The organism is Salinicola rhizosphaerae (assembly GCF_014652715.1).
GTDB classification, from domain to species: Bacteria; Pseudomonadota; Gammaproteobacteria; order Pseudomonadales; family Halomonadaceae; genus Salinicola; species Salinicola rhizosphaerae.
This window is the reverse complement of the sequence record NZ_BMZI01000005.1, coordinates 1-24700: the sequence shown is the minus strand read 5'-3', so window position 1 is coordinate 24700 and position 24700 is coordinate 1. Positions and strand designations below refer to the sequence as shown.

General features: G+C 62.7%; 19 protein-coding genes. 10 read left to right on the top strand and 9 right to left on the bottom strand.

Features of this window, described 5'->3' with window-relative positions:
- Window positions 1–103 precede the first annotated feature (103 nt).
- The 8 genes from tssH to IE125_RS11475 all read right to left on the bottom strand — a co-directional run bounded on the left by tssH (window position 104) and on the right by IE125_RS11475 (window position 9944).
- Window positions 104–2776, bottom strand: a complete 2673-nt coding sequence (gene tssH, locus IE125_RS11510; RefSeq protein ID WP_189444834.1) for a type VI secretion system ATPase TssH — start codon at window positions 2774–2776, stop codon at window positions 104–106.
- On the bottom strand, window positions 2773–3849 hold the full coding sequence (tssG, locus tag IE125_RS11505; protein WP_189444833.1) for a type VI secretion system baseplate subunit TssG: 1077 nt from the start codon (window positions 3847–3849) through the stop codon (window positions 2773–2775). Before tssG ends, tssH begins: the two co-directional genes overlap by 4 nt.
- Window positions 3813–5648 carry a type VI secretion system baseplate subunit TssF gene (gene tssF / locus IE125_RS11500; protein ID WP_189444832.1) on the bottom strand — a complete coding sequence of 612 codons (1836 nt, stop codon included), beginning with the start codon at window positions 5646–5648 and terminating at the stop codon, window positions 3813–3815. Before tssF ends, tssG begins: the two co-directional genes overlap by 37 nt.
- Window positions 5648–6130 (bottom strand): type VI secretion system baseplate subunit TssE, encoded by a 483-nt coding sequence (tssE, locus tag IE125_RS11495; RefSeq protein WP_189444831.1) that lies wholly within the window; start codon window positions 6128–6130, stop codon window positions 5648–5650. The genes tssF and tssE overlap by 1 nt, the downstream gene beginning before the upstream one ends.
- A 95-nt stretch (window positions 6131–6225) precedes the next feature.
- Window positions 6226–7725, bottom strand: a complete 1500-nt coding sequence (tssC, locus tag IE125_RS11490) for a type VI secretion system contractile sheath large subunit (RefSeq protein WP_189444830.1) — start codon at window positions 7723–7725, stop codon at window positions 6226–6228.
- Window positions 7726–7737: 12 nt separating this feature from the next.
- Window positions 7738–8271 (bottom strand): type VI secretion system contractile sheath small subunit, encoded by a 534-nt coding sequence (tssB, locus tag IE125_RS11485; RefSeq protein ID WP_189444829.1) that lies wholly within the window; start codon window positions 8269–8271, stop codon window positions 7738–7740.
- A 92-nt stretch (window positions 8272–8363) separates the two neighbouring features.
- Complete coding sequence (locus IE125_RS11480; protein ID WP_189444828.1) at window positions 8364–9119, bottom strand: hypothetical protein; 756 nt, start codon at window positions 9117–9119, stop codon at window positions 8364–8366.
- Between the two features lie 321 nt (window positions 9120–9440).
- A complete protein-coding gene (locus IE125_RS11475; RefSeq protein WP_189444827.1) occupies window positions 9441–9944 on the bottom strand; it encodes a copper resistance protein NlpE N-terminal domain-containing protein in 504 nt (167 codons plus the stop codon).
- A 199-nt stretch (window positions 9945–10143) separates the two neighbouring features.
- On the opposite strand from IE125_RS11475, the gene tssJ reads away from it, so the two are divergent.
- From tssJ to IE125_RS11430, 9 genes are all read left to right on the top strand, one after another.
- On the top strand, window positions 10144–10719 hold the full coding sequence (tssJ, locus tag IE125_RS11470) for a type VI secretion system lipoprotein TssJ (protein WP_229809069.1): 576 nt from the start codon (window positions 10144–10146) through the stop codon (window positions 10717–10719).
- A 117-nt stretch (window positions 10720–10836) separates the two neighbouring features.
- The gene (gene tssK, locus IE125_RS11465) at window positions 10837–12183 is read left to right on the top strand and encodes a type VI secretion system baseplate subunit TssK (protein ID WP_189444825.1); all 1347 of its coding nucleotides are present in this window, start codon (window positions 10837–10839) and stop codon (window positions 12181–12183) included.
- Entirely contained in the window at window positions 12180–12896 is a 717-nt protein-coding gene (gene icmH, locus IE125_RS11460; protein ID WP_189444824.1) for a type IVB secretion system protein IcmH/DotU, read from the top strand. The genes tssK and icmH overlap by 4 nt, the downstream gene beginning before the upstream one ends.
- 13 nt (window positions 12897–12909) lie before the next feature.
- Entirely contained in the window at window positions 12910–16917 is a 4008-nt protein-coding gene (locus IE125_RS11455; RefSeq protein ID WP_189444823.1) for a type VI secretion protein IcmF/TssM N-terminal domain-containing protein, read from the top strand.
- Complete coding sequence (gene tagF, locus IE125_RS11450; protein WP_189444822.1) at window positions 16914–17855, top strand: type VI secretion system-associated protein TagF; 942 nt, start codon at window positions 16914–16916, stop codon at window positions 17853–17855. Before IE125_RS11455 ends, tagF begins: the two co-directional genes overlap by 4 nt.
- A 12-nt stretch (window positions 17856–17867) precedes the next feature.
- Window positions 17868–20363, top strand: a complete 2496-nt coding sequence (tssM, locus tag IE125_RS11445) for a type VI secretion system membrane subunit TssM (RefSeq protein WP_229809068.1) — start codon at window positions 17868–17870, stop codon at window positions 20361–20363.
- 430 nt (window positions 20364–20793) lie between these two features.
- Window positions 20794–21324 carry an Hcp family type VI secretion system effector gene (locus IE125_RS11440; RefSeq protein ID WP_189444820.1) on the top strand — a complete coding sequence of 177 codons (531 nt, stop codon included), beginning with the start codon at window positions 20794–20796 and terminating at the stop codon, window positions 21322–21324.
- 243 nt (window positions 21325–21567) lie between these two features.
- The gene (gene tssA, locus IE125_RS11435) at window positions 21568–22689 is read left to right on the top strand and encodes a type VI secretion system protein TssA (protein ID WP_189444819.1); all 1122 of its coding nucleotides are present in this window, start codon (window positions 21568–21570) and stop codon (window positions 22687–22689) included.
- 2 nt (window positions 22690–22691) lie between these two features.
- A complete protein-coding gene (locus IE125_RS11430; RefSeq protein ID WP_189444818.1) occupies window positions 22692–23843 on the top strand; it encodes a hypothetical protein in 1152 nt (383 codons plus the stop codon).
- Here IE125_RS11430 and IE125_RS11425 read toward each other — a convergent pair.
- Complete coding sequence (locus IE125_RS11425) at window positions 23834–24103, bottom strand: PAAR domain-containing protein (RefSeq protein ID WP_189444817.1); 270 nt, start codon at window positions 24101–24103, stop codon at window positions 23834–23836. The two genes, IE125_RS11430 and IE125_RS11425, sit on opposite strands and share 10 nt — an antisense overlap.
- Before the next feature lie 127 nt (window positions 24104–24230).
- On the opposite strand from IE125_RS11425, the gene IE125_RS11420 reads away from it, so the two are divergent.
- Window positions 24231–24700, top strand: a 470-nt coding sequence (locus tag IE125_RS11420; protein ID WP_189444816.1) for a contractile injection system protein, VgrG/Pvc8 family, incomplete at its 3' end; no start/stop codon positions are given.

The following is a 24700-nucleotide window of genomic DNA, read 5'->3' as shown; positions in this document are numbered from 1 at the left end:
CCGCGACATATCGGACAAGCATTGGCCGGAATAACGCCACCGCAACGCTGGAGCGGTACGGTGGCGGAATTCGCGGCGGATACGTGGGGCTTCCGGACGCGACTCAACTCAGCGCGTAGGCGAATTCGCCCTGATCATCGAGGCTGACTTCGAGCTTTTCGATCGCTTCACCGTTGGCCATCTTGTCCAGTACCTGGGCGGCAATCGTGGGCATCAGGCTGCCGGAGAGGATGTTGTCGACGTTGCGGGCGCCGCTGTCGCTGTCGGTGCAGCGCTCGGCGACGGCTTCGACGATCGCTGGATCGTAGGCGAACTCGGCGCGGTGATTGTGCTCGAAGCGTTTCCTGATCCGCTCGAGCTTGAGCCGGACGATGTTGTGCAGGATCTCCTTCTGCACCGGGTAGTAGGGGATGATGTTGAGCCGGCCGAGGAAGGCGGGCTTGAACACGTCGTTGAGCTGATCGCGCAGGCTCTCGACGATCGCATCCGGCGCCGGCAGGGCATCGACGCCCAGGCACTGCGCCATGATGTCATCGGTGCCGACGTTGGAGGTCAGCAGAATCACCGTGTTGCGGAAGTTGATCTCACGGCCTTCGCCGTCGTCCAGCACGCCCTTGTCGAAGACCTGGAAGAAAAGCTCCAGCACGTCCGGGTGTGCTTTCTCGACCTCATCGAGCAGCACCACGCTGTAGGGCTTGCGGCGGACGGCTTCCGTCAGCACGCCGCCTTCGCCGTAGCCGACGTAGCCGGGCGGTGAACCCTTGAGGCTGGAGACGGTGTGCGCTTCCTGATATTCGGACATGTTGATGGTGATGACGTTGCGCTCGCCGCCGTAGAGAGTATCGGCCAGCGAGAGGGCGGTTTCGGTCTTGCCCACGCCGCTGGGCCCGAGCAGCAGAAAGACGCCGATCGGCTTGTTGGGGTCCTCCATCCGCGCACGTGAAATCGCGATGCGTTTGCCGATCTCGGCCAGCGCATGATCCTGACCCAGTACGCGTTCACCCAGCAGTTCGGGGAGGCGCTGCACGGTGGTGATCTCGTCGCGCATCATCTTGCCGAGCGGGATGCCGGTCCAGTTGGAGATCACCTCGGCTATCACGTTGCCGTCGACGTGGCCGTGTACCAGCGAGTGCTCACCCTGAATTTCGGCCAGCTCCCGGCGGACCTCGCCGATCTGTTGGCTCAGCGTATCGGCATCGCCATCCTGTTTTCCGGTCTCGACCTCGCTGCGCTCGGCTTCGAGTGCCTTCAGGCGCGTCACGACTTCCTGCTCGCGCTCCCAGCGCTGGCTCAGGTCGTCGATCTTCGCCTGCGTGGCGGCGAGCTGCTCGTTGAGTGCGGTCAGCGCCTCGGCATGATCCGTACCTTCGCGCTGTTCGCGCTCGAGCACGGCGATCTCGCTTTGCAGATTGTCGACGCGGCGATGGGCATCCTCCAGCGCGGCGGGCTGCGACGATTGGGCCAGGGCGACGCGAGCGCAGGCGGTGTCGAGCACGCTGACCGCCTTGTCGGGCAGCTGACGACCGGTGATGTAGCGATGCGACAGGCGCACGGCCTGAACGATGGCGTCGTCGAGAATGGTCACCTTGTGGTGATCCTGCATGCGCTCGTTCAGCCCGCGCAGCATGGCGATCGCGACCGGCTCGGCCGGCTCTTCGACCTTGACCACCTGAAAGCGCCGCGCCAATGCCGCATCCTTCTCGAAATACTTCTTGTATTCCGCCCAGGTCGTGGCGGCGATGGTGCGCAGCTCGCCACGTGCCAGTGCCGGCTTGAGCAGGTTGGCGGCGTCGCCCTGGCCGGCCTGACCGCCGCTGCCGATCAGCGTGTGCGCTTCGTCGATGAACAGGATGATCGGATGCAGACTGCGTTTGGTCTCCTCGATCACGTTCTTGAGCCGGTTCTCGAACTCGCCCTTGACCCCGGCGCCGGCCTGCAACAAGCCGAGGTCGAGCGTGCGCAGCTCGACGTTCTTGAGCGGCGGTGGCACGTCGCCGTTGACGATACGTAGGGCCAGGCCCTCGACCACGGCCGTCTTGCCGACCCCGGCCTCGCCGGTGAGGATCGGGTTGTTCTGACGCCGACGGGTGAGAATGTCGACCATCTGGCGAACTTCTTCTTCACGCCCCAGAACCGGGTCGATGCGGCCGGCGCGGGCGTTGCCCGTCAGGTCGATGGTGTACTGATCCAGCGCTGGCGTTTTCGACTTGGCCTGACGCTGATTCTGACCCTGACTAGCGGCCGGCGCCTCGCTCGTCCCTTGTGTACCGGCTGCGGCCGGCTCGGCCAGCGGGCGCACGTGATGGTCCTCGCTGCTGCCGGCGATCAGATCGTTCAGATGCGCCTGCAGATCGTCGACGTTGATGCGCTCCAGTTCACGGGCGCCGTCGAGCAGTACCCGGCGGAACTCCTCCTCCTTCAACAGCGCCAGCAGCAGATGGCCGCTCCGGACCTGCGCTTCAGCGTGATCGATCGAGGCCACCACCCAGGCGCGCTCGATCAGCCGGGTAATCCGCGGTGACAGCGCGGGCGTTCGCGTGTTGCCGGTCTTGAAGCTCGAGACGGTCTCCTCGAGCTGCGAGGCGAGCCGATCCAGCGAGACATCGTAGTGGCGGGCGATACGCAGCGTGTCGTTGTCGTCGCTATCCAGCAGCTTGAGCAACAGGTGCTCGATATCGACATCGTACTGGCGCTCGGCGAGACAGAGTGCGGCCGCGCCTTCCATCGCCTCGCGGCAGGGATCGTTCAACTTGTCGAAGAGAGATTTGAGACTCACGCCGTAGCTCCATCAAAGGGAATGTCGAAGAGTGCATGGCCGTGGGAGGTGGCCGGTCGGTCGGGGGATTTGAGCCAGCCCAGCCGACCCAGATTGAGGTTGCCGCCCGCGCCGAGCTGCGGCATCGGGATTTCGTCCTTGTGCAGGATCAGTTCGACCTGGAAGTCGAGCTCGATGCCGGCGTAGAAGCGGACCAGCCTGACCAGTTTCTGGAACGCGGATGTGTCGGGTAGCAGCGAGCGGTAGGCCGAAAGCGTGAGCGGCCCGAAACTGAGCCGAAACGTCGACTGATAATCGCGTACGCGGGTGCCGGCGACGGCGCTTTCACCGAGCCGGGCATTGGCCTCGCCGAGGCGCGTGTACTGCGAGGGCTCGAGGCGAATCCAGCGGCCGCTGAATGAACTGACCCGACATGGCTGGCCGAAGGTGTATTCGAGAATCGACTGTAGATTGCCGGCGTTGCGCGGCTTCTGGGTCCACAGGCCGGAGAAGTAGCTGAACAGGTCGCGGCGCAGCGCGGCAGGGTCATCGTCGCGGTCGAGTGTCTTTGCCGCCGTGCCGGGGGTGAAACCGGCCAGGTGAAGCAGCCAGTTCTCGAAGTCGGCGCTGCCCTTGCGTTCGTATTCGATGTGGAAGCGATATTTCTGCCACGCCTCGTAGAACAGCGCCGTCATGCGGTGCGAGAAGAAGTCCATGAAGGCGTGGGCGGCGTCGTCGCGCTTGTCGATATGCCGATTGATCAGCAGCTCGGTATAGGGGCGCGGCAGTACACCCGAAGGGCCGACCAGGCCCATGAAGGTGACCTGGATCTCGCTGAGCGGATCGCCGCTCGCGGAGCGGGCCTTGTCGCTCTCGAAGGCAAGATCGCTCACCTCGCTCGGCGGAAAGTTCAGCGACAGCAGTGAACGGAAGCGCAGTGGGTCCTGGTGCGGGCGATTCTCCGGATCGATGCGACCGGTGCGGCTGTAGTGCAGGCGCAGCAGGCGCACGAGCTGGAAGAACCCGAATCGCCAGGGCTCCGCGCGTGCCTGATCGATCAGACCAGGGGCTGAGTACCGGTTCTCGGCTGCCATTGGGCGACTCGCTGTTCGCGCTGTCGGGAGCGCAGGGTGAGTTGAGTGAAACTGTTGAGACTGCAGTACTGGCCGAGAAAGTGATCCAGTACCATGCCGAACAGGTAGATGCCGCTACCGGTGAACTGGCTCTCGTCCATCTCCAGGGTGACCCCGGTGCCGCGCACGAAGGCGGGTCGCGGGTGGCCGATGCGTGTCATCACCGGCTCGCTCCCGATCGAGGTTATGCCGTTGATCTGTTTGCGGATGGCCGAAGCCTGCCGGTAGTTGTAGAGCGACAGCAGCTCCATGAGCGCTTCACGGCCGTCGGCCACCAGCGAGAGGTGATTGAGCGAGAGGTGCGATACCAGTCGCCAGATCAACCCCTTGCCCATGGGCGGGCGTACCGCCGGCGTCGGTTTGCGCAGGCAGCGAATCTGCTGCACGACCTGCTCGCGCTCCAGGGTGAAGTCGCCCTGCGGATGGCCGAAGGTCATCAGCTGTGGCAGATCCCGGTTGCTGCAGGTGAGCTTGAGACTGAGCGTGTCGCTGCTGGCATCCAGCATTTCGAGCTCGCGGTCGACGACGCGCAGTCGCATCTCGGTGCCGGGGTCCCGGGCGTTCTCCGAGGCCACGCGTCGCGCGGTCCAGTAGCTTTGGCGCGCCTGCTTGTCGCTGTCGCGCGGTTCGAAGAACGGCAGGCAGGGCGCGACTTCGTCCTGCGTGGCGGTACGGATCACGCGCGTCACCTCGTCGATCGAGACGATCTCAGTGGAACGGGCGTGGCGCACGTCAGGCACCACCGGATATTCATGGCGCGTGTGATTGAGCTTGATCGGCTCGGCCTGCTGCGGGAACAGATTGACCACCGGCGTACAGCCCAGCCGGAAGTTGTGACGCCCGATCGTCTGCGCCAGGCGTGCCAGTCGTTCGTGCTGATCGTAGTCGCGGAACAGAAAGTGAATCTGCACCTGGGTGACGGCCTTGCCGGCCAGGGGGCGAGCGAGACCGTGCAGGTCGAAGAACAGAAACTTCTCGGGAAACGTGAAGTATTCGTGCAGCAGCCGGTAGCCGAGAAAAGAGCGCGCCGAATAGTCGATCAGCCCCTCGTCGGGGCCAAAGCCGACCGGCGTGAGGCAGTCCGACGCCAGCCGAATTTCGCGCGGCTGACCGCCGTCGACGAAGCTCACCGAAACGCGTGCCACGTTGTTGAACAGCAGCTCGTAGAGCGGATGCATCAGGCTGCCTTCACCGTCGAGGAAGACGCGCAGCCGATCCATGCCCAGCTTGCCGAAATCGGTGTTGCCGAGGCTCTCCAGAGAGAGACTCAGCCTGGCGACGTTGTCGTTACCGTGAGCATTGAACGACGAGCGCTCGAGTCTCGTCATTTCGGCGCCGGTCAACGCCACCGGCCAGACATCGACCGGGTAGCAGGTGCGAAAGCGGCAGAACGAATCCTCCACCGGCCGGGAGTGCAGGGCGGTGTGGCGGGGCAGGTGGTAGCGCCCGGTCAATGATGTCTGACTGCCCGGGTCGAACTCGACGATCGAGAGCGCCGGAGTCGGGCGCAGGTGGTGCGGATAGAGCACCTCGAGAAAGGACTCGACGATCTCCGGGAAATCGTCGTCGAGTTTCTTGTGGACGCGCGCGCTCAAGAAGGCGAAAGACTCGATCATGCGCTCCGCATGCGGATCTTCGCAGTAATCGCCCTCAAGCAGCAGCCGCGAGGCGATCTTTGGATAACGTTGAGCGAACTCCTGCCCCAGATAGCGCAGGTGGGAGAGTTCCTTCTCGTAGTAGGGCAGCAGGTCGTCGAGCATCAGATCAGGTTCTGCACCTTGTATTGTCGAGTGTTGACCTGCAGCACCGCATCGAAAGCGACGCGCTGGCTCGCTTCGCTCAGCGAGAGCACCGCCTCGATGCGAAATTGCAGGATACGATCGTGACTGTCCTGATTGAGCAGCTGCACGCGTACGCTGCTGAAACGCTTGTCACCATGCTCGATGGTGCGCTCCAGCTGGCGCTGGATCAGCCGTCGGTCCTCGGTGCTGCGGACGCCGCGACTGATGAAATCGGGCAGGCCGTAGTCGAGCAGGGTGCCTTGCAGCGTCGGCCATCCGTCGAGCTCTCCGGCGACCAGCTCGCGACGCGTGTTGACCAGCAGTTCGAGATCACGCACCACCGAGCGTTTGTACTCGGCGAGCGTACAGCGATGGCCGGGTTGCGCTTCGGTCGAGTGCTGCGGTGCATCATCGAGAAGGCGATCGAGCAGCGTCGGCACCATCTGCATGGAGTCGCTCATGAACGGCTTCCTGCCAGGTTGACGGAGGGCGAAACGAGGATCGCAACCGGGGTGTCCAGGGACGCCCCGGTGCGTACGACGTCACGGGCGTTGCATCAGGAACCGCGCGTGGACTGCGGCAGCTCCGAGACCAGACGCAGCGAAGCGGTCAGCTCGTCGAGCTGGTAGTGCGGTCGCAGGAAGGTGACGGCCTTGTAGGCGCCCGGTTTCCCCGGAACCTCGGCGACTTCGACCCGCGCCTCGCGCAGCGGGTACTGCGCCTTGGCTTCCTGACCGGCGTTGTCATCCAGCAGCACGTACTGTGACAGCCACTCGTTGAGGTAGTCCTCGACGTTCTGGCGCGATGCGAAGCTGCCGACCTTGTCGCGCATGATCGCCTTCATGAAGTGGGCGATACGTGAAGTCGCGAAGATGTACTGCAGCTGCGACGACAGGCGTGCGTTGGCGTTGGCGACATCGGTGTTGTACTGCTTGGGCAGCTGCGCGGACTGGGTGCCGAAGAAGGCGGCGTAGTCGGTGCCCTTGCAGTGGACGAGCGGAATGAAGCCGAGATCCGAAAGCTCCTTCTCGCGACGATCCGTAATCGAGATTTCGGTCGGGCACTTGAGCGCCACTTCGCCGTCGTCGGTCTGGAAGGTGTGGGTCGGCAGGTCTTCCACCAGTCCGCCGCCTTCGACGCCGCGAATCGCCACGCACCAGCCGTACTGGGAGAAGGCATCGGTGACACGCGCCCCCATCGTGTAGGCGGCGTTCATCCACAGATACTTGTTGTGGTCGCGGCCATCGACGTTTTCGGTGAAGTTGAACTCCTCGACCGGCGTCGTGTCCTCGCCGTAGGGCAGGCGACCCAGCACGTGAGGCAGCGTCAGGCCGACGTAGCGGGCATCTTCCGAGTTGCGGAACGACTTCCACTTGGCGTATTCGACCGTGTCGAAGATCTTGGAGAGATCTCGCGGCCCGGTCATGTCGGTGAAAGAGTCCCAGCCGAACAGTTCCGGCGAGGCCGAGGAGATGAACGGTGCATGCGCCGCCGCGGCCACGTGAGAGACCTGTTCCAGCAGATACATGTCCTGCGGGTGACGGCCGAACTCGTAATCGCCGATCATCATGCCGTACGGAGCGCCACCGAAGGTGCCGTACTCTTCTTCGTAGACCTTCTTGAACAGCGCGCTCTGATCGAATTCGGAGGCCGACTTGAGGTCCTTGACCAGGTCCTTCTTGGACGCATTCAACATGTGGATCTTCATGTTGGTGCTGGTCTCGGACTGGTCGGTCAGGTACTTCAGGCCGCGCCAGGAAGCCTCGAGCTGCTGGAACTCGTTGGCGTGCATCACTTCGTTGAGCTGGTCGGAGAGCAGGGAGTCGATCTCGGCGATTCGCGAATCGAGCACCGCGATCAGGTCCTTGCTCGGCGTTACCTCACCTTCCAGCACCTGGTTGACCAGTTCGTCGATCAGGTCGCGCGTGCGGGTACGCTCGGTTTCGGAGCGGGCTACGCGGCTCTCGGAGATGATGCTGTCGAGCAGCGACGTCTCCGGGGCGAAGACTTCCTGTGTTTCGCTCTGCGAGGTGTTGTCGGTCTGATTCTCGGCCATGGGAAACTCCTGTTATTCCTTGTCGCTCTGCGGTTTGGCGGCTGCCTCGCGGCCGAGCTCTTCACCCAGCGCCTTGAGCTTGTCGGTGTTCTGCAGTACGTCCATCAACAGCTCTTCGAGCTTGTCGTTGCCGCCCATCTTGTTGCGCAGGTCCGCGAGCTTGTTGCGCACTTCGAGCAGCTTGCGCAGCGGCTCGACCTGACGCACGACTTCCTGCGGTTCGAAGTCTTCCATGCGCTTGAAGTTGAGCTCGACCGGAAGCTGCGAGCCGTCGTTGGCCAGCGTGTTGTCGACCCGGTAACTCAGACGCGGCTTGATGCCCTTCATCACGCTGTCGAAATTGTCACGATCGATGTTGACGAACTTGCGGTCCTTCAGACGCGGCAGCGGCTCGAGCGGATTGCCCGAGTAGTCGCCCATCACGCCGACGACGAACGGCAGCTCTTTCTTCTCGATGCTGTCGCCGATCTCGACGTCGTACGTCAGGTGAACGCGAGGCGCCCGGACGCGGGATAGCTTGTGCTGGGTGCTTTCGTTCTTGGCCATGCAGAATTCCTCTCTCGAAATGGCGAGTTAACCGTGATGTCGGGTGGTGGAGTGTCGAGTCCGGACATGCGCCGATCCGGTGGCCGAGGCGATCAGCGCGGGGGCGCCTCGGCAAGCGCCTGCGTCAGCTGTTCGCGCAGCTCGTCGTGCATCCCCTCGATCGCCTCGGCGGAGATCAGCTCCTCGAAACTGTCGTTGCCGGCGATTTCGGTGCTGTGACGAATCACCTCGTCCGGTGGCAGCGTGGCCTCGACCGGCGAGCTGATCACACAGAAGGGCAAGTCGCCGAAGTCATCGAGCTGCTGAAAACCGACCGGAAACCGCAAGCCCTTGAACAGTCGACCCAGCCCGCCGGCGCGACTGAAGCAGTGGAACAGCATCAGGTAGTGCACGACGAAGCGGTGCAGCTCCGAGCCGCTGCGGTTCGGGTCGCGCACCACCTGACGGAAGCGGCTCAGATCGAAGGACGCGTAGCCGACGACCCAGCGCGATGGGCTCGTGACACGTACCGTGCCGCCGCCGGGTAGCGCGTGGTCGTACTCCAGCGGAAACAGCTCCGGCGTCGAGTTGATGATGTTGAGCGGTACCTCCAGCTCGTTCATCAGATTGAACGGACGCTGTCCCGCATGCTTGTCGAACAGCGTGCGGAACTCCTTGAAGTGATGCTGGGTTTCCCGACCGCTGCCACGAGGTGCGCCCTGCAGGTACTCGCCGAACAGCGGCTGAGGCCGCACCAGCGCTGCCACGGTCGTGAGGTAGTCCGCCGCCTGCGCCTTGAGCAGGTCGGACACCACCCGCGTCTGTTTGCGCGAGCGAATGAAGCTATCGACATCGAAGGACTGCGTCATGATCGATTCCTGAGCGCGGCTTTTTATCGGATTCATCGGCGGCCATCGTTTCCGGTGACCATCGTTGTCGGGGCTATCGTCATCGAGGCCAACCAGCCATTGTATGGCGCATTATTTTGCGTCGTTCGCCATGAGACTCAATGCCTGGTACGAAATCGAGAACCTGTTTAATGTGATTTAGAGATCGCTAAACCATTATCGCAATTTATTGTATCGGCCGACGCCGGTACATAATTACGGCGATTGGCTATTTGTGTTGTAAGCGATCTCTTACAAATTCTGTAATGAGATGCGTCTCTCACCTTAGCATGCCCCCGTTACTTAGCCGTCACGCTCCTGATCTGTCTGTTTCTCATCCCGAGTTGCCGTCTCCGAAAGGCTTGGAGTCAGACGCTCGAGTTCGACATCGGCGCCTTCGTCGTCAACCAGTGGGGCGCCGTCAGCACTCAGCGGCTGCAGGTCGCCACTCTCGAGCGGCACGAAGACTCGGGCATTCCCGACCTCCGGGCGAAGCACGTAAAGCTGGCGCTTGAAGTCCGTAACATCAAGATTTTGCGACCAATTTCCCCAGCTGGTGTTGACCCGTTCGCCGCCGGGCGCATCGATACGAACCTCGTGCAGATAGAAGCCCGCCGGCGCTCCCGTGATCGCATCCCGCTTGATGATCAGGTCCGTATCGATGCCCTGGCAGTCGGTGCACGGCAGGGTTCCCTCGAACCTCTCGGTCGCCCGAACATAGTTGACCTCGGTCGGTGGCCCGGATGCACAAGCGCTCAATAATAGGCATCCGATAGCAGGAAGTATTTTAAAAGTCTGTACTTTCATGTGTCCTGTTCTATCTTTTTGTGAATAAATGTTAACCGGTAAGCGAATGTTAAACATGGAGCTTATTATAGCGTTTAAATCTGTTAGGGTGTGGCAGCTTGCGATAAATTGATGCGTTTCGCGACAGCCGTCTGCGACGGTAAACGCGTCTCCCCTAAGTTTAATGAAAAGAGTGAGCGGGACGGTAATGAAGGCGTCGGTGCGCGATTTGGGAATCGTTTTTCAGGTGTCGGTAGTGCTGGTGTCGATGGTGCTGATGTCGACGCTGGCTGGCTGTGGCGTGGCCGACCGGGTCGGCAATCGCTTCGGGGATACGTGGGCCGGCGACATCTTCGGCAACCAGGAACGAGTCCGGGTGACCATCGACAGCGATGCCGAGGTCAATCCCGATGTCGACGGCAAGCCGCTGTCGGTCGTCGTGCGGATCTATCAGCTCTCCGAACGCGCGCCGTTCGCCACTGCATCGCCGCGCCAGCTCTGGGGTGACGAGAAGGCGGTGCTGGGCAACAGTCTGATTTCTCAGCGCGAGATCACGCTGCTCCCCGATCAGCAGAAGGTGGATGTCGCTGCGCTCGATCCCAAGGCGCAGTTCGTCGGCGTGGCCGCATTTTTCCGCAACACCGCCAGTGACCAGTGGCAGGCGCTGTTTGCCGCCGATGAGCTCCGCAACGACGGCCTGCTGAGTGCCTCCGAGGGTGTGCGCCTGCATCTGGTCGACGACCGCATCGAGGTCGAGCGCGGCGAGAACCTGCTGACGCAGTCTGTCGCGCCGTGACGCTGGCCGGAGCGCGCCGGGCGGTGACCGCTATCTCCAGCGGGTACTCCGTACGGGTCGGGCCAGCGAGAGGATCCATCATGGAAAGAGTCGGATGCAACCAGTCGGGGCAGGGCAGTGAGTAAACACAATCGCATCATGTGGTCGGAAGGCATGTTCCTTCTGCCTCAGCACTTCCAGTACCAGGATGAGTTTCATCAGCGTCAGCTCGTCGAGGCGCGCCGGGCCCGGGACCCGTTTCAGTGGGGGGTACAGGAGATCGCGTTCGACGATGGCGCGCTCGAGCAAGGCACCCTGCGGCTGACGCGGCTCAAGCTGGTGTTTCCCGACGGCACGCTCATCGATGCGCCGCAGCACGATCCGCTGCCGCCGGGGCGCAGTCTCGATGAGCTGGCTCGTAACGGTGAGGTGAGAATCTTCGCGGCGCTGCGCTCGCTCGAGCCCTGCTCCCCGAGCTATCTCGACGCCGAAACGCCGCGCCATGGCGGCCGTCGATTCGTTCAGCGTTTCGAGACGCGTCCGGACCTCAATGAGGGCGATATCGAAAACGAGCTGGGCACGCTGGAGCTCAACGCGACCTTGCTGATGGAAGGCGACAGTCTGGATGGCTTCACGTGGTGCCCGATCGCACTGCTCAAGCGCAACGCCGCCGGGGGATTCAGTCTCGAGGGTGAACATTTCATGCCGCCGGCGCTGCATATCGATTCGGTCTCGCTGCCTTTCGATATCGCCAATCGGCTGATCGGCATGCTGCAGGCTCGCAGCGAGGCGCTCTCCGGTCGCCGGCGCGAGCGCGCCGATCAGGTCGCCGAGTTCGGCTCGAGTGACGTGACCCTGTTCTGGCTGCTCTACACGATCAATCGCGCCTATCCCCAACTGGCGCACCTGCTTTCACATCCTCGCCTGCATCCGGAAACCCTGTACCGCTTTCTGGCCGAGCTGGCGGCAAGCCTGATGACCTTCTCGATGTCGCACAAGCTCGGCGACATTCCCGAGTACGACCATCGGGCGCCGGCGCCTTCGCTGCTGGCGTTGGAGAAAGTCGTGCGCGAGCTGCTGGAGGTGGTGGTGCCGAATCAGTACATCCCGATCCCGCTCGAGCAGACGCGGTCGTCTTACTACGTGGGGCGACTCAACGATGCGCGCCTCAAGGACGCCGATTTCTATATCAGCGTGCATGCGGACATGCCCGGCGCGCAGATTCTCGAGCTGGTGCCGCGCGCCTTCAAGGTCGGTTCGCCGGAGGATATCGAAGTGGTGGTCAATACCGCCATGCCCGGCGGCACGCTGACGCATGCCTCGCGAATGCCGAGCGCCATTCCGGTGCGGCTGGATAACCACTACTTCGCCCTGGAGCCCCACGGTGCGGTGTATGAACGGATGATGGACGCGCAGGCCATCGCGTTCTATGTCCCTAGCGGATTCAAGAACTTAAGCATTGAACTGATGGCGGTAATGAAATGACCGAAGCCTTTGCCCAACCCACCGAGCTCGCCGAGTCGCGCACGCTGAAGACGCTGTCTCGAGACTTCATCTCCATGGTGCTGATGGTGCGACGTGGCCAGCAGGCCGAGAGCGTCGAGCGTTTTCTCGAACGCGTCGATCAGTGGCTGCGCGAGTTCGAGGAGAAGGCGCGCGCGGAGAATTACAGCGCGGAAGCGGTCAAGGATGCGCAGTATGCGCTCTGCGCCTTTCTCGACGAGAGTGTGCTCAAAGGCGGTGTCGGTAACATCCGCGAGCATGTCGAACTGCATCCGTTTCAGTACCGCTATTTCGGCGTGCACCTGGCCGGCGAGGGTTTTTTCGAGCGGTTGGAGAGCCTGCGCGGTGACGTTCGCGCCAATCTCGACGTGCTCGAAGTCTATCACCTCTGCCTGGCGCTCGGATTCGAGGGCAAGTACAGCCTCGAGAATCGGGACCAGCTGCGCTATCTCGCCAATACCCTCGGGCAGGATATCGCGCGTTACCGTGAGCGACGCGACGATGCTCGGGAAAGCTGGAAATTGCCGGACCAGGTCGGCCAGCTGCTGCGTTACGAAATTCCGCTGTGGGTCTATCTTCTCGGCATCGTGGTGGTCTGCCTGGTCGTCTATGGCGGCTTGCGCTGGTGGCTCGGCAGCGAGACGGATGCGCTGATCCAGCAGATCCAGCAGCTGTTCAACGATCAACCACGATAGGGCGAGCCAGGACATGCGTTTTCTTCGTTTCTTGCGTTCGCTGAAAGGCTTCTGGCCGCTCTCCATCGTGCTCTGGCTGATGGGTCTCGCGCTCTGCGTGCTGCTGCTGCCGTTGATCACCGAAGAGCGTGAGGTGATCTTCATCGCCATGGCGCTGGTCACGGCGGTGTGGCTGCTGGCCGTGGTGCTGCGCCAATATCACCGGATCCGTGCCGAGCGAAACATCGAGAACCTGGTCGAGCTGGAGGTCCATCGCGAGGCGGCGGAAACCGAACCGGGTGACTATCAGGTGCTGAGCGAGCGCTTCAAGCACGCCATGGCGATGCAGCGCGCGGCCCGTTCGGTCGACGGTGGCAAGGCATCGCTCTATGAACTGCCCTGGTATCTGGTCATCGGGATGGCTGCCTCGGGCAAGACCTCTCTGCTGACGCGCTCCTCGCTCTCCGCCACGATGGCCGGGGGCAGCAATCTCTCTGCGGTGAGTGGTACCCAGCACTGCGACTGGTACTTCAGCCGGGAAGCCGTGATGGTCGACACCGCCGGTCGTTATCTGGTCGAGGATCGACCGGCGAGCGAATTTGCCGACTTTCTCAAGACACTGCGAAAGCAGCGCCGCAAGCCGGCCATCAACGGGCTGGTGCTGGTCGTGAGCTTGCCGGAGTTGCTGGAGCAGTCGCGTCAGGACGCGCATGCGCTGGCGGAAAAACTGGTCTCGCGGGTGGCCGAGTATCGCGGTTGTCTCGGCATCAATCCTCCTGTCTACCTGTTTTTCAGCAAGGCGGATCTGCTGCCGGGCTTCACGCGGGCCTTCGAGGCGCTGGACGCCACCGAGCGTCAGCAGCCGTGGGGTTTGACCTTCGCGCTCGACGAACTGCGTCAGCGGGGCGTGACCGACGCATTTCAGGCGCGCTTCCCGGGGCTGGTTTCCGCGCTGCGTGAACGTATCGACCGTCGCATGCTGGAAGAGGGCGCGGCGGCAGACAGCGAGCTGCTTCACTTTCCGGACTATTTCGCCGAGCTTTACGGCGTGCTGAGCGACTTTCTCGAGCAGTTCGATAGCCACCACAACGCTGGCCAGGCGCCGATCTTGCGCGGACTCTATTTCACCAGCGCTCTGCAGTCGGGACTGACCCTGCCGGCGCTGTTCGAGGAGGAGACGCGAGAAGCGTTTTCCCTGGCGCCAGCGGCGGCGGGTGGCCGAGAAGCGCAGACCGGCGAGAAGAGCTACTTCATCACCGACACCTTCCGCAACGTCATCTTCCCCGATCGCAATCTGAGCCTCTATTACTCGCAGCGAGGGGAGCGTCGTTCGCTGCCTGCGTTCATGATCGGCACCGTCGGTCTGATCGGCGTGGCGGCGATCGCCGCGCAGGGGTGGTCTGCCTATCACAATGCGCAGTGGATCGATCATGTCCAGAGCAAGGTCGATGGCCTGACAGCGGGCAACAGCACCGGACGCCTCGACGCCGGCAAGCGCCGGGCGTTGCGCGATGAGCTCGAACAGCAGCTGGCGGCGATCGAACGCCACCGCGAAGACGGCGTGCCACTCAAGCTCGACCTGGGTCTCTATCAGGGCGAGGCGATGCGCGAGCCATTGAAACAGGCCTGGTCCGAGTTGATGCGCCGCGACGTACTGGCGCCACTGCAGCGGCGCCTTGCCGATCAGCTGCGTTCGCTGGCGGCACTCGACGCGGGCGATGGCGACATCGATACGACGACGGCTGCCCAGAGCGACGCCGCCGCTCGAGACACGGGGAGCGGGGCCGATGCGGCATCCCGCGGGGCCAGCGTAGCCAGTGACCGCGGCCGGGAGATCGGCTCGGATGCGCTCGATCGCATGAAAGAGCGCTCGACCTCGCGGCCGACCCTCGGCAGCGTCCCGACCAGCGCGTCGGAGCTTGGCAGTCGTGCACGCAGCGAGCTGACATCGCGCACGACCGATAGCGCGCGCGATGCCTGGTACTCCGCGCGCAGCAATGCCGAGACCGACCTGGAACAGGGATTGCGCGATCGCACCAGTGAACTGGGCGATGCCGTCGGCAACGCCGATGGCGACGAGTCCACGCTCACGCTTTCCGGCGAGCAGGGGCCCTCGCTTTCCGAAGAGATGCTGACGCAGCTGAGTCGACAGGATGTCGAGAAGCTGATCGAGAGCTACTCGTCGCTCAAGCTCTACCTGGTCATGACCGACCCGGCTGCCCATCAGGACCAGGGCGACTTCGTCGCTTCCGCGTTACCAAGACTGTGGGCGGATCTGGCCGACCGGCGCGAGAACGGTGCCGACCGCGAGAGCATCAAGGACAACGCCGCCCTCTACGTCCACTACCTCCAGCAGGGAACGGCGCCGGCGCTCGAGCGTGACGACACGCTGGTGGCCGATAGCCGTGAGCGTCTCAACGCCTTCCTGATCGATTCGAGTCTGGTCGACCGGGAGTATCTGCGCTATCAGCTCGAAGTCGAGGATCGCTATGAGCCGCTGACGCTATCGAAGATGGCGCCGGATATGCCGGGTCGGTTGTTCTACTCGGCCCGCGCGGTGCCGGCGTTCTACACGCGCCAGGTATGGGATGAGTACCTGCGTCCGGCGATCATCGACACCGTTTCCGGCGACTTGCAGGGCGAGTCGGACTGGGTGCTGGACGACGAGAACGCCGATGATGCCGTGCAGTCCAAGGCGCGTTTCGTCAGCCAACTGATGACGCGTTACAAGCGGGACTACGCGATCGCCTGGGAACGCTTTTTGCGCAACACGCATGTCGCCAACTTCGAGACGCTCGATCAGGCCAGTCGCCGGCTGACCGATCTCAGCGACCTGCAGGGCTCGCCGCTGCGCCAGGTGCTGGAGTCGGTGCGCGACAACACCGACTGGGACGATCCGCAGGCGCGGGATGAGGAGAGCACCAGCGGCAAGAAGCAGGACCAGAGCTTCTGGGGGCGTGTCATGAGCGTCTTCAACGGTGGCGACGGGCAGGGCGCGAGCGTCGATCTGGCCTCGCTGCCGCGCATCAACAATGGTGCGCTGGCGCGTCACTTCCAGCCCGTCAGTCGAATGCTGGCGGCGGACGAGGCGACGGGCAGCGACAACTCCGTGCTCAATCAGTATCTGCTCGATCTGCGGCAGCTCAAGGTGCGGGTCGACAACGTGCGCAGCGCCCAGGATGTCGGGCGCAGCAGCAAGTCCCTGATCATGGCCACGCTGTCCGGGCAGCCGACCGAAATCAACGCGCTGCGCAATTTCGTCGCCTCACGCGTCGACACCTCGCGCACGCCGCTGGTACAGGCGATCGAGCCGCTCTTCCGGGTGCCGGTCGAGGATACCTGGGCCGCCCTCAACGCGCCGGCGCGCAGTCAGCTGAACGCGGCCTGGGACGATCAGATCGCGACGCCCTGGGACCAGATGATCGCCGGTCGCTACCCGGTCTCCGACTCGGTCAACGAAGCCTCGGTGCGTGACATGGAACATTTCATCGACCCCGATCAAGGCGTGCTTTCCCGCTTCCGTCAGGACGAGATCGGTGACCTGGCCGGTTCGGAGAGTGGCGAGCGCTCGCCGATGGTCGACCCGCGAATGTTGTCGAGCATCGATGACGCGACGGCGCTGGGACGCGTCATCGATAGCCTTTCCGATCTGCGTAATGGATTCGAGCTGCAGGTGAACCCGACGGCGGGGCTGACCGACATCATCCTCACCATCGACGGTCAGCGCATCCACTACCGCAACAATACTCAGTCCTGGGAGCGCATGACCTGGCCCGGCGATGCCAAGTCCTTCGGCGCTCGCATGGATATCGTCAACCAGAATGGGCAGCGTCATACGGTGTTCGACTACCCGAACCGCTGGGGCTTCCTGCGCATGATCGAGAGTGCGCATATCACGCCGATCGACAGCGCGCGTCAGCGCTTCAGTTGGCGAACCTACATGGGGACCGTGAGCTTCGACGTGCGCAACTTCGGTGGTGTGAAAATCTCCGATCTGCGCCGAATCAAGACGCTGAACATCCCGCAGATGAGCCGGCAATGATTGGCTGCTTCGGCAAAATTCCGACGCGGGCGGACTTCGTCGGTGTCAATGCCGCCGGTGCCGTGATTCAGGAGCTCGACCAGTGGTTGCAGAGCGCGCTGCTGCGGTTTCTCGACCACGATGACTGGCAGCATCGCTTCGACGCGCTGCCGGTCTGCTTCTTTCACTATCACGCGCGTGACGGCAGTGACGTGATGGGCGCGATGATCAGCTCGGCCGATGCGTCAGGCAGGCGCTACCCCTTCTTCATCTTCCAGTCGCTGAAGGCCGGTAGCGCTGAGCCGGGGATCGTCTGCCCGCACACCCTGGGCGAGATATTCGCTGGCCAGGCGCGCGCGATTCTGACCGATTCGGTGCATGGCGCTGCGCCAATCGACCCGGTCGAAGCTGTCGCCGAGCTGCGGCGCTGGAACGAGCAGGATGTCGCGCTCTACCAGCGTGTGCATCAGCGCTTTCTGCAGGATTACAGCTTCGATGATGTCAGCCGAGCGCTGCAGTGGGGGTGGCCGGAGTTCATCGGCAGCGCGGTGCTGCATCGGCTGCACTATGCGCGGACCTGCTGGCGCGAGGGAAGTTCTCGGGCTGTGCTGTTGCCGTTGCCCGCCGAGCGCGGCCTGAAGCGTCCGGTGGCGGACTTGTGGCAGCAGTGGCTTGGCCCCGCCTGTGCCGGTGGCGTGCCGGTGATGAGCCTGCTGATCGATGACTTCATGCGTCCGCGACTGCTGCTGATGCCCTCATGGCAGAGCGCCGAGCAGTTCTTCGAGGTGCTTTCCAATCCTGACGATCGCCGCCTGTGCATCGATGTCCTGGCGGCTTTCGCAGAGGAAGAGCCGCACCCCGGCGCGCTATCACTGCCGGATACCCAGCTGAGTCTTGCCGACTTCATGGCCCGTTTTCCCGATGGCGCCGATTCTTCGACCGTGACACCCGAGCGCTAAGCCTGAGCAGACATGATGAAACGTTTGAAATTTGCCTATCTGAAATACGCGTTCTTCAAGTATCAGCCCTACATTCTGGGGCTGCTGTTCTTTGCGGCCATCTTTGCCGTATGGCGGCTGGGGGTAGGGTTAGGGTTCTCCTCTCTGGCGAGTCTGCTGGCAGGCATCGTGGTGTTTCTGCTGGCCTCGGCGCTCTACGTGCTGCTGCTCTACCGCGGTGTCGGTCAAAAGCGCAACCTGGAGGACCTGCTGCTCGAGGATGCGGACGCGGCCGTGCTCAACGCAAGCCCCCAGGACCGCGAGGAGATCAGCCTGCTGCGTGAACGACTGCTGAAAACGGTCGAACGCCTGAAACAGAGCGGCAAGGGTAAAGGCAAGCGCGGTCAGGATGCGCTCTACGCACTGCCCTGGTACATGATCGTCGGCCAGCCCGCCGCCGGCAAAAGCACCATGGTCTATCAGTCCGGGCTCAACTTCCCGTTCGCCGAGCGCGAGAATGCTCGCGTGGCCGGCATGGGCGGCACCCGTCACTGTGACTGGTTCTTCAGCTCGGATGCGATTCTGCTCGATACCGCCGGGCGCTACATGAACAGCGAAGAGGAAGCCGGTAAATGGAAGGGCTTCCTGTCGCTACTCAAGCAGCACCGGCGTCGCTGTCCGCTCAACGGCCTGATCGTCGCTGTCAATATCAGTGACGTCGTCGAGGCGAGCGAAAGTCAGCGCAACAATCTCGCACGTCGCCTGCGTGAGCGGATCCAGGAGGCTCGGGATCAGCTCGAAGCGAGACTGCCGATCTACCTGGTCTTCACCAAGTGCGACTTGATCGAAGGCTTCACGACGTTCTTCGAGCGGCTCGACCCTCAGCGTCAGCGGGACGTGCTGGGGCATACCTTCGCTCACCAGCAGCCGCGCGACGTCAATTGGGCAGAGCGCTTCGACGCGGCACTCGGCGATCTGTGCCGCCATTGGCAACAGATCGGCGACGACGAAATCGTGCAGCGCGATGTGATCGATACGCGACGCGACGTGGCAGCCTTCCGGTTTCCGCTGGAGCTGGCAGCGCTGCGCGATCCGCTGAGCCGCTTCGTCGAGGCGTTGACCAACGCCAATCCTTATCAGACGGCGCCGCTGCTGCGCGGGTTCTACTTCGTCAGTGCGCTGCAGGAAGGTGACACCATCGAAGGGGCGCACGCCGCCCGCGTCGGGCGTCACTTCGCGCTGGAAAAGCCAAGTGCGCTGGAGGGGGAAAAGACCCAGCACGCCTTCTTCATCGGCAACCTCTTCCGCCAGGTCATCATTGCCGATCAGCATTTGGCGGGCCTCTACTCCAGCGATGTCAGCGGGCGCCGGCGCAAGCTGCGCTGGTCCCTGCTTGCGGGGCTGGCAGGCGTGATTGCCTGTGGGCTGTGGATTACCTCCGCCGTCGAGAACCACGGCGAGATCCGCGCCATGTCCGGCAACTTCGCCGACGCAGTGCGTCAGGATGACGACCGTCCCGATGCCTATGCACGCTGGCAGAGTCTGGACGCGCTGCGCGACTGGAGCAGCCACTACTATCAACGCCGCCATGGCGATGGCGTGCCTTGGACGATGGGGTGGGGGCTCTATCAGGGCGACGCTATCGAACCGGCAATTCGAGAAAGTTACTTCGACCGGCTGCAGACCGTCATGCTCGAACCGGTAGAGCAGAATCTGACCCGCTCGCTCTTCACGCTGACCACGATCGACGTCTACCGGCGCAGCAGCGACGAGCTGCATGCGGTGCAGGGGCCGGACACCGTCGCGCCTTATGCTCGCCCGAAAGACAACAGCGCGGATTCGCTGGCGGCCTTCGGCCGCTCCACCCTCGACACCTATCTCATGCTATCCGACATGGATCGCGGCGATATCGACAGCGATACGCTGCGCGCCCAGCTACCGGCGTTCTGGTATCCGGCGATCGAGAAGCGCACGGGTGCCAGGATCGATGAAGACCAGGCCGACTACCGTTACGCCGGGCGTCAGATCGACTTTTACAGTCGGCAGATTCACGAGACCGACGTGCCACGCATTGCCTCCAATGCCTTCCTGGTATCGAGCAGTCGCAACTATATCGACAGCCTGCTAGAGCAGACGCTGACCAGCACGGAAACCATCGTGCTCGAATCGGACACGCTGTTTGCCTTCGGTCGAGGCGACTATTCGGGTCTGCAGGTCGCAGGGCAGAAGGAACTGGACGACCTTGCCGAACGACTGCTCAACATGCAGGACCTCGGACAGATCCTGATCACCGGCCATGCCGATCCGATCGGCAACGAGGCCGCCAACCAGCAGCTCTCGCTGCAGCGGGCCAACACCATTCGCCAATATCTCATCGGCAAGGGCGTTCCTGCCGGCTTGATCGAGGCGAAAGGTGCTGGCAGCGAGCGCCCGCTCGTGACCTGCGACCGGGACCAGCCACGAGCGCAGCTGATCGAGTGTCTGGCGCCCAATCGACGCGTGGAGATCGAGGTTCGCAAGCAGCAATGAGTCGAGTGAGGCGTTAAAGAATATTTGGCGAGTGTAACGAAATATATAGAATGTATGTAAATGTGTTCATTGACTTTAAAGTTAAAGAGAGGCGGATATAATTCAGGTTAACCGAAGATTTGTGAGCTAATGCATCTTGCTGAGTGGTTTTGAAACACTGACAAGCTTGTAGGAAATCGGATATAGGCGGTGTCGATAATTTCCTACATTGCAATTGCCGTTATGCGGGAATAGGTGTCAGATAACCGGTGGTCATTCGGTTTTTCATTTCTGCTATTGCTCACGATATCAATCGGTTATCACGATATTAAACGTAACTTCGACTCCCGCGAGTCGAAGTGGACGCTAGCAAGTGACCGCTTTTGCGCATGCCAGTGTGATGCGCGAGAGCGAGTCTATCCTCGAGAAAGCAACAGGAGAAGTGAACGACATGGCATTTGATGCGTATCTCAAAATCGATGGGATTCCCGGTGAAAGCCTGGATGAAAAACACACTGACTGGATCGAGCTGAAAAGCTTTGATTTCGGCGCAAGCCAGGCAACTTCTGCCACGGCGAGTTCCGCCGGTGGCGCCTCCGCCGAGCGAGTGAACCTAAGCGAATTCCGCGTTCGCAAGTTCGTCGATAAGGCGTCCGCGAAACTGTTCGAGTCCTGCTGCAAGGGCCAGCACATCAAGGAAGTCACGCTGCACGTCAACCGTGCCGGCGGGGACAAGGTTCGCTACATGGAAGTGAAGCTCGAGGAAGTCATCGTCTCCTCGACCGAGATGGAAGGTACCTCCGTCTCCACCGGCTTCGAGCAGGACGAGAGTGAAGATCGTCACGATCTGCCGTACGAGACCGTCAAGTTCAACTACGCGCGTATCAAGATCACCTACACCCAGCAGAAGCGCTCCGACGGCCAGGGCGGCGGCAACGTTGCCGGTGGCTGGGATCGCACGCGCAACAAGGTCTACTCCTAAGACCGCGCATCGGGCGGCGGGAAACGACGCCGCCCGACGCCTTCGGCCGTCTCGTTAGGGCGGCCAGGCGATATGCCCATCGACCGTGGCGGCGGCGATGGGCATCTGTGTCATTGACCGCTGGTGTTTCGTGGTGACGTGGGTTGACCCAGACGGAGTCTGTGCTCCTTCTGCGTGAGCCAATGTCGGCAGTCCTGTCCACGCCGAGGCCAGGTCTGCCCCGTAGTACATGAGGTCCGACACATGGATGAACTCGGCGAACTCTCGATCGATGCGCTTCTCGCGCCCATCGACGGCGGTAGCCATGGCCCGAGCGGGGAAGATCTCACCTTTTCTCTACTGTTCGACGAGATCAAGGAAGCCCGCCGCGCCGACCCGACCTATCTGCCTCAGGGCGAGTGGCAAACCGAACTCAAGCAGGCGGACTGGGGCCAGGTCATCAATCTGACCAGCGAAGCACTGATGCACCAGAGCAAGGATCTCCAGCTGGCCGGATGGCTCTGCGAAGGGCTGACGCATCGCGAGGGGTTCGAGGGGACTCGCTTCGGGCTGACCTTCACGTCGCGCCTGGTCGACGAGTTCTGGGAGACACTCTATCCAGAGCTCGACGAGGAGGATCTCGACGAGCGCACCGCACGTCTGGCCTGGCTAGGCGATACCCTGGTCAACGTCGTACGCGCGCTGCCGCTGCTCGACGGTGACGGCTACAGCCTCGCGGACTACGACGAATCTCGCCAGGTCGAGAACCAGGCGCGGAGCGATTCCGATGCGATGGCGCGCGCGCTCGCCGATGGCAAGATCAACGACGAGATATTTCAGCGCTCGGTGGTCCTCAGCAGCACCGAATTTCTGCAGGGTCGCCACGCAGCCATTGCGGCCTCGCTGGCAGCGCTCAAGCATCTGGACGATGTCTGCGACGAGCGTTTCGGTCGTGATGCCCCGAGCTTTTCGGCGCTGGAAAAAGTCCTGGCGCAGTGCCGTGACCTGACCGAGAAACTGCTGCGTGAGCGCGGCGCGGGCATCGGCGTGGAGGAGGAGGCCGCCGCATTGGCCGAGGTGGAAGCCGAAGCGCCCACGCGGGTCGAACCGAGCATCGGGCCAGCGATGACCGCGGCAGAGGCGCCGACTGGCCAGCTGCGCACGCAACCGGCCAGTCGCGATGAAGCGTTCGAGATGCTCAACAACGTGGCGCGTTACTTCAAGGATCGCGAACCCCATAGCCCGGTGCCGTATCTCATCGAGCGTGCCGTGAAGTGGGGCCGCATGCCGCTCGAAGAGTGGCTCAAGGACGTGATCAAGGATCACGGCGTCATCGACAATATTCGCGACACCTTGGGCACGCAGCCAAAGGATGATGACGACTGATCATGTCTCGAGCTTCGATTTTTGATCGCCTTCACGAACGCCAGCGCCCGGTCGACGTCGTTGAGGCGCCGACGCTCACGCGGGATGACTTCGAGACCGCGCGTCTGCGCTTCATCGACGGTGTGGCGCTGACGCCTTCCGGTTTCGTAGCACGCGGCTCGACGCCGGAAGCGGGCACGCCGGCACTCTCCCACTCGTTGTATGGCCCCGACGGCTTTCGACTACTGGTGCATGAAGTGGTGGACGTCATGTCGGTGGACGACTCGCGCCTGGGTCGACTCGAGGCCAAGGCGCTGCGACTGCATGCGCTGATCCAGACGATCGTCATCGAGGCGCTGATGTTGCTGGAATCGCTGCCCGAGGAGACTCCGTTCGATGTCGTCTTGACGGCGCCGCTGCGCTCCTCGGAGGCGACCGGCATTGTCGTCGACCACCTGCGCGACGCCATCGCCGAAACCCAGTATGGCGCCGTTTTGGGTGAGATCACGCTGCGTGAACAGGGCGGCGATCCTCATGCCGCCCTGGCGGTGAATAAAGGCATGTCTCACGTGTTGTGGATCAACGCCGACTCCTCGCTCAACGGAGAGGACATTTCACGTCTGCAGCGGGATGGGCTCATCGGTCGCCGTTCATCTGGCGGGGGGCTTTATCCCGGTGAGGCCGTTACCGCACTGCTCGTACAGCGTCTGCTCCCCGGGGAGAGCGACTTTGCCGCGGGCTGGATCGTGAATGCGGGCACGTCGGAGGAACAGGCGCCGCGTTCCGAGCGGCGAGAGTATCTCAAGCGCCAGCAGATGGTTGCATTACTCGGTGGGGCGTGGCCCCAGGGTGACGAAAGCGATGTGACCGAGACTGAGAGCCCCGCCTGCGTCGTGATCGACGCCATGGCACTGGCCGGCAGGGCGGCCGAGGTCGGCGGCGCTTTGATCGAACGCTGGCCGGAGATCGATCTGATCGATGACGGTATCGGCGTCGACGGCATCAGCGGGTGGCCAGGGCAGGGAATGACCGCGCTCTCCTTCTGCCTGGCGCTGTCCGCGTTGGAGCCTGAGGCGAGTGCGCTGGTGCTCAGCGTGGTTTCCGAGACGCGCTCGGTGGCATGGAAGCTGCAGGCCTGTGCGGCCGAAGCCGCACCGACGGACGTTCACTCGTGACCGCTGTCGCCATTGTGGGAAGAGATCAGGCTGGCGCCGCAGGCAGTCTTGTGGCCGTGAAGAGCCACCGGCTTGCCGTTGATCTTCATCGTCGGATGACCCTCGACGATGGCATTGGTGCCGCCGTGGCCATCCTTGGGACAGGTGACTTTATCCCCCAGGCAAGCGACCGGCTTGCCGTCGATCAGATAGTTGCTTTGTGCGGTGATGACCTTGCCGCCATGGCTGGTGGCGTCGCCGAGTACCACGATCCCTTTCATCGTTCCGGGCTTCCTGTCTGGGTTGAGAGGCCAAGCCCGGCTCGGCGGGCTCATTAACGAGCGTTAATTTAGCCACCGACCCTGCAGCGGCACAACCCGCGAAACGGTCGGTGGTGGAGAGGCAAAGATGGCAGAAATTACCCTCGACAATCTGCTCGACACCTTCGAGATCGACCTGTCGCAGTCTCAGCGGCTGTTGACGCTGGAGCTTGCCGGGGCGTCGCTGATCCCGCACCGGCTGGTCGGTGAGGAGCGCATCAGCGAGCCATTCAGCTATACGCTTGACTGCATCTCCCAGCAGGGCGATATCGAGCTCAAGACGTTGATGGCGCAGCCGGCGAACCTGTCGATTCTGCAGGCAGATGGCAGCTACCGGCGGTTGCACGGTTTGGTTTCCGAGGCAGCGCTGCTGGGCGAAGACGGCGGCGTCACCTACTACCAGCTCACGCTGGTGCCGTGGCTGGCCATGCTCGAACTGGGTCGCGATAGCCGGATCTTCCAGGATCGCAGCGTCGTCGATGTCCTCACCGACGTGTTCGACGGTCACAAGCTGGCCAAAGGCCGCTACCGCTTCGATTTGCGTCGCGACTATCCCGC

What these genes read in the sequence shown, in the direction of transcription:
- tssF (WP_189444832.1), bottom strand. Translation starts at nt 5,648, where the DNA reads ATGCTCGACGACCTGCTGCCCTACTACGAGAAGGAACTCTCCCACCTG.
- IE125_RS11475 (WP_189444827.1), bottom strand. Translation starts at nt 9,944, where the DNA reads ATGAAAGTACAGACTTTTAAAATACTTCCTGCTATCGGATGCCTATTA.
- tagF (WP_189444822.1), top strand. Translation starts at nt 16,914, where the DNA reads ATGATTGGCTGCTTCGGCAAAATTCCGACGCGGGCGGACTTCGTCGGT.
- icmH (WP_189444824.1), top strand. Translation starts at nt 12,180, where the DNA reads ATGACCGAAGCCTTTGCCCAACCCACCGAGCTCGCCGAGTCGCGCACG.
- tssA (WP_189444819.1), top strand. Translation starts at nt 21,568, where the DNA reads ATGGATGAACTCGGCGAACTCTCGATCGATGCGCTTCTCGCGCCCATC.
- IE125_RS11425 (WP_189444817.1), bottom strand. Translation starts at nt 24,103, where the DNA reads ATGAAAGGGATCGTGGTACTCGGCGACGCCACCAGCCATGGCGGCAAG.
- tssG (WP_189444833.1), bottom strand. Translation starts at nt 3,849, where the DNA reads ATGGCAGCCGAGAACCGGTACTCAGCCCCTGGTCTGATCGATCAGGCA.
- IE125_RS11440 (WP_189444820.1), top strand. Translation starts at nt 20,794, where the DNA reads ATGGCATTTGATGCGTATCTCAAAATCGATGGGATTCCCGGTGAAAGC.
- tssE (WP_189444831.1), bottom strand. Translation starts at nt 6,130, where the DNA reads ATGAGCGACTCCATGCAGATGGTGCCGACGCTGCTCGATCGCCTTCTC.
- IE125_RS11480 (WP_189444828.1), bottom strand. Translation starts at nt 9,119, where the DNA reads ATGACGCAGTCCTTCGATGTCGATAGCTTCATTCGCTCGCGCAAACAG.
- tssB (WP_189444829.1), bottom strand. Translation starts at nt 8,271, where the DNA reads ATGGCCAAGAACGAAAGCACCCAGCACAAGCTATCCCGCGTCCGGGCG.
- tssM (WP_229809068.1), top strand. Translation starts at nt 17,868, where the DNA reads ATGATGAAACGTTTGAAATTTGCCTATCTGAAATACGCGTTCTTCAAG.
- IE125_RS11430 (WP_189444818.1), top strand. Translation starts at nt 22,692, where the DNA reads ATGTCTCGAGCTTCGATTTTTGATCGCCTTCACGAACGCCAGCGCCCG.
- tssC (WP_189444830.1), bottom strand. Translation starts at nt 7,725, where the DNA reads ATGGCCGAGAATCAGACCGACAACACCTCGCAGAGCGAAACACAGGAA.
- IE125_RS11455 (WP_189444823.1), top strand. Translation starts at nt 12,910, where the DNA reads ATGCGTTTTCTTCGTTTCTTGCGTTCGCTGAAAGGCTTCTGGCCGCTC.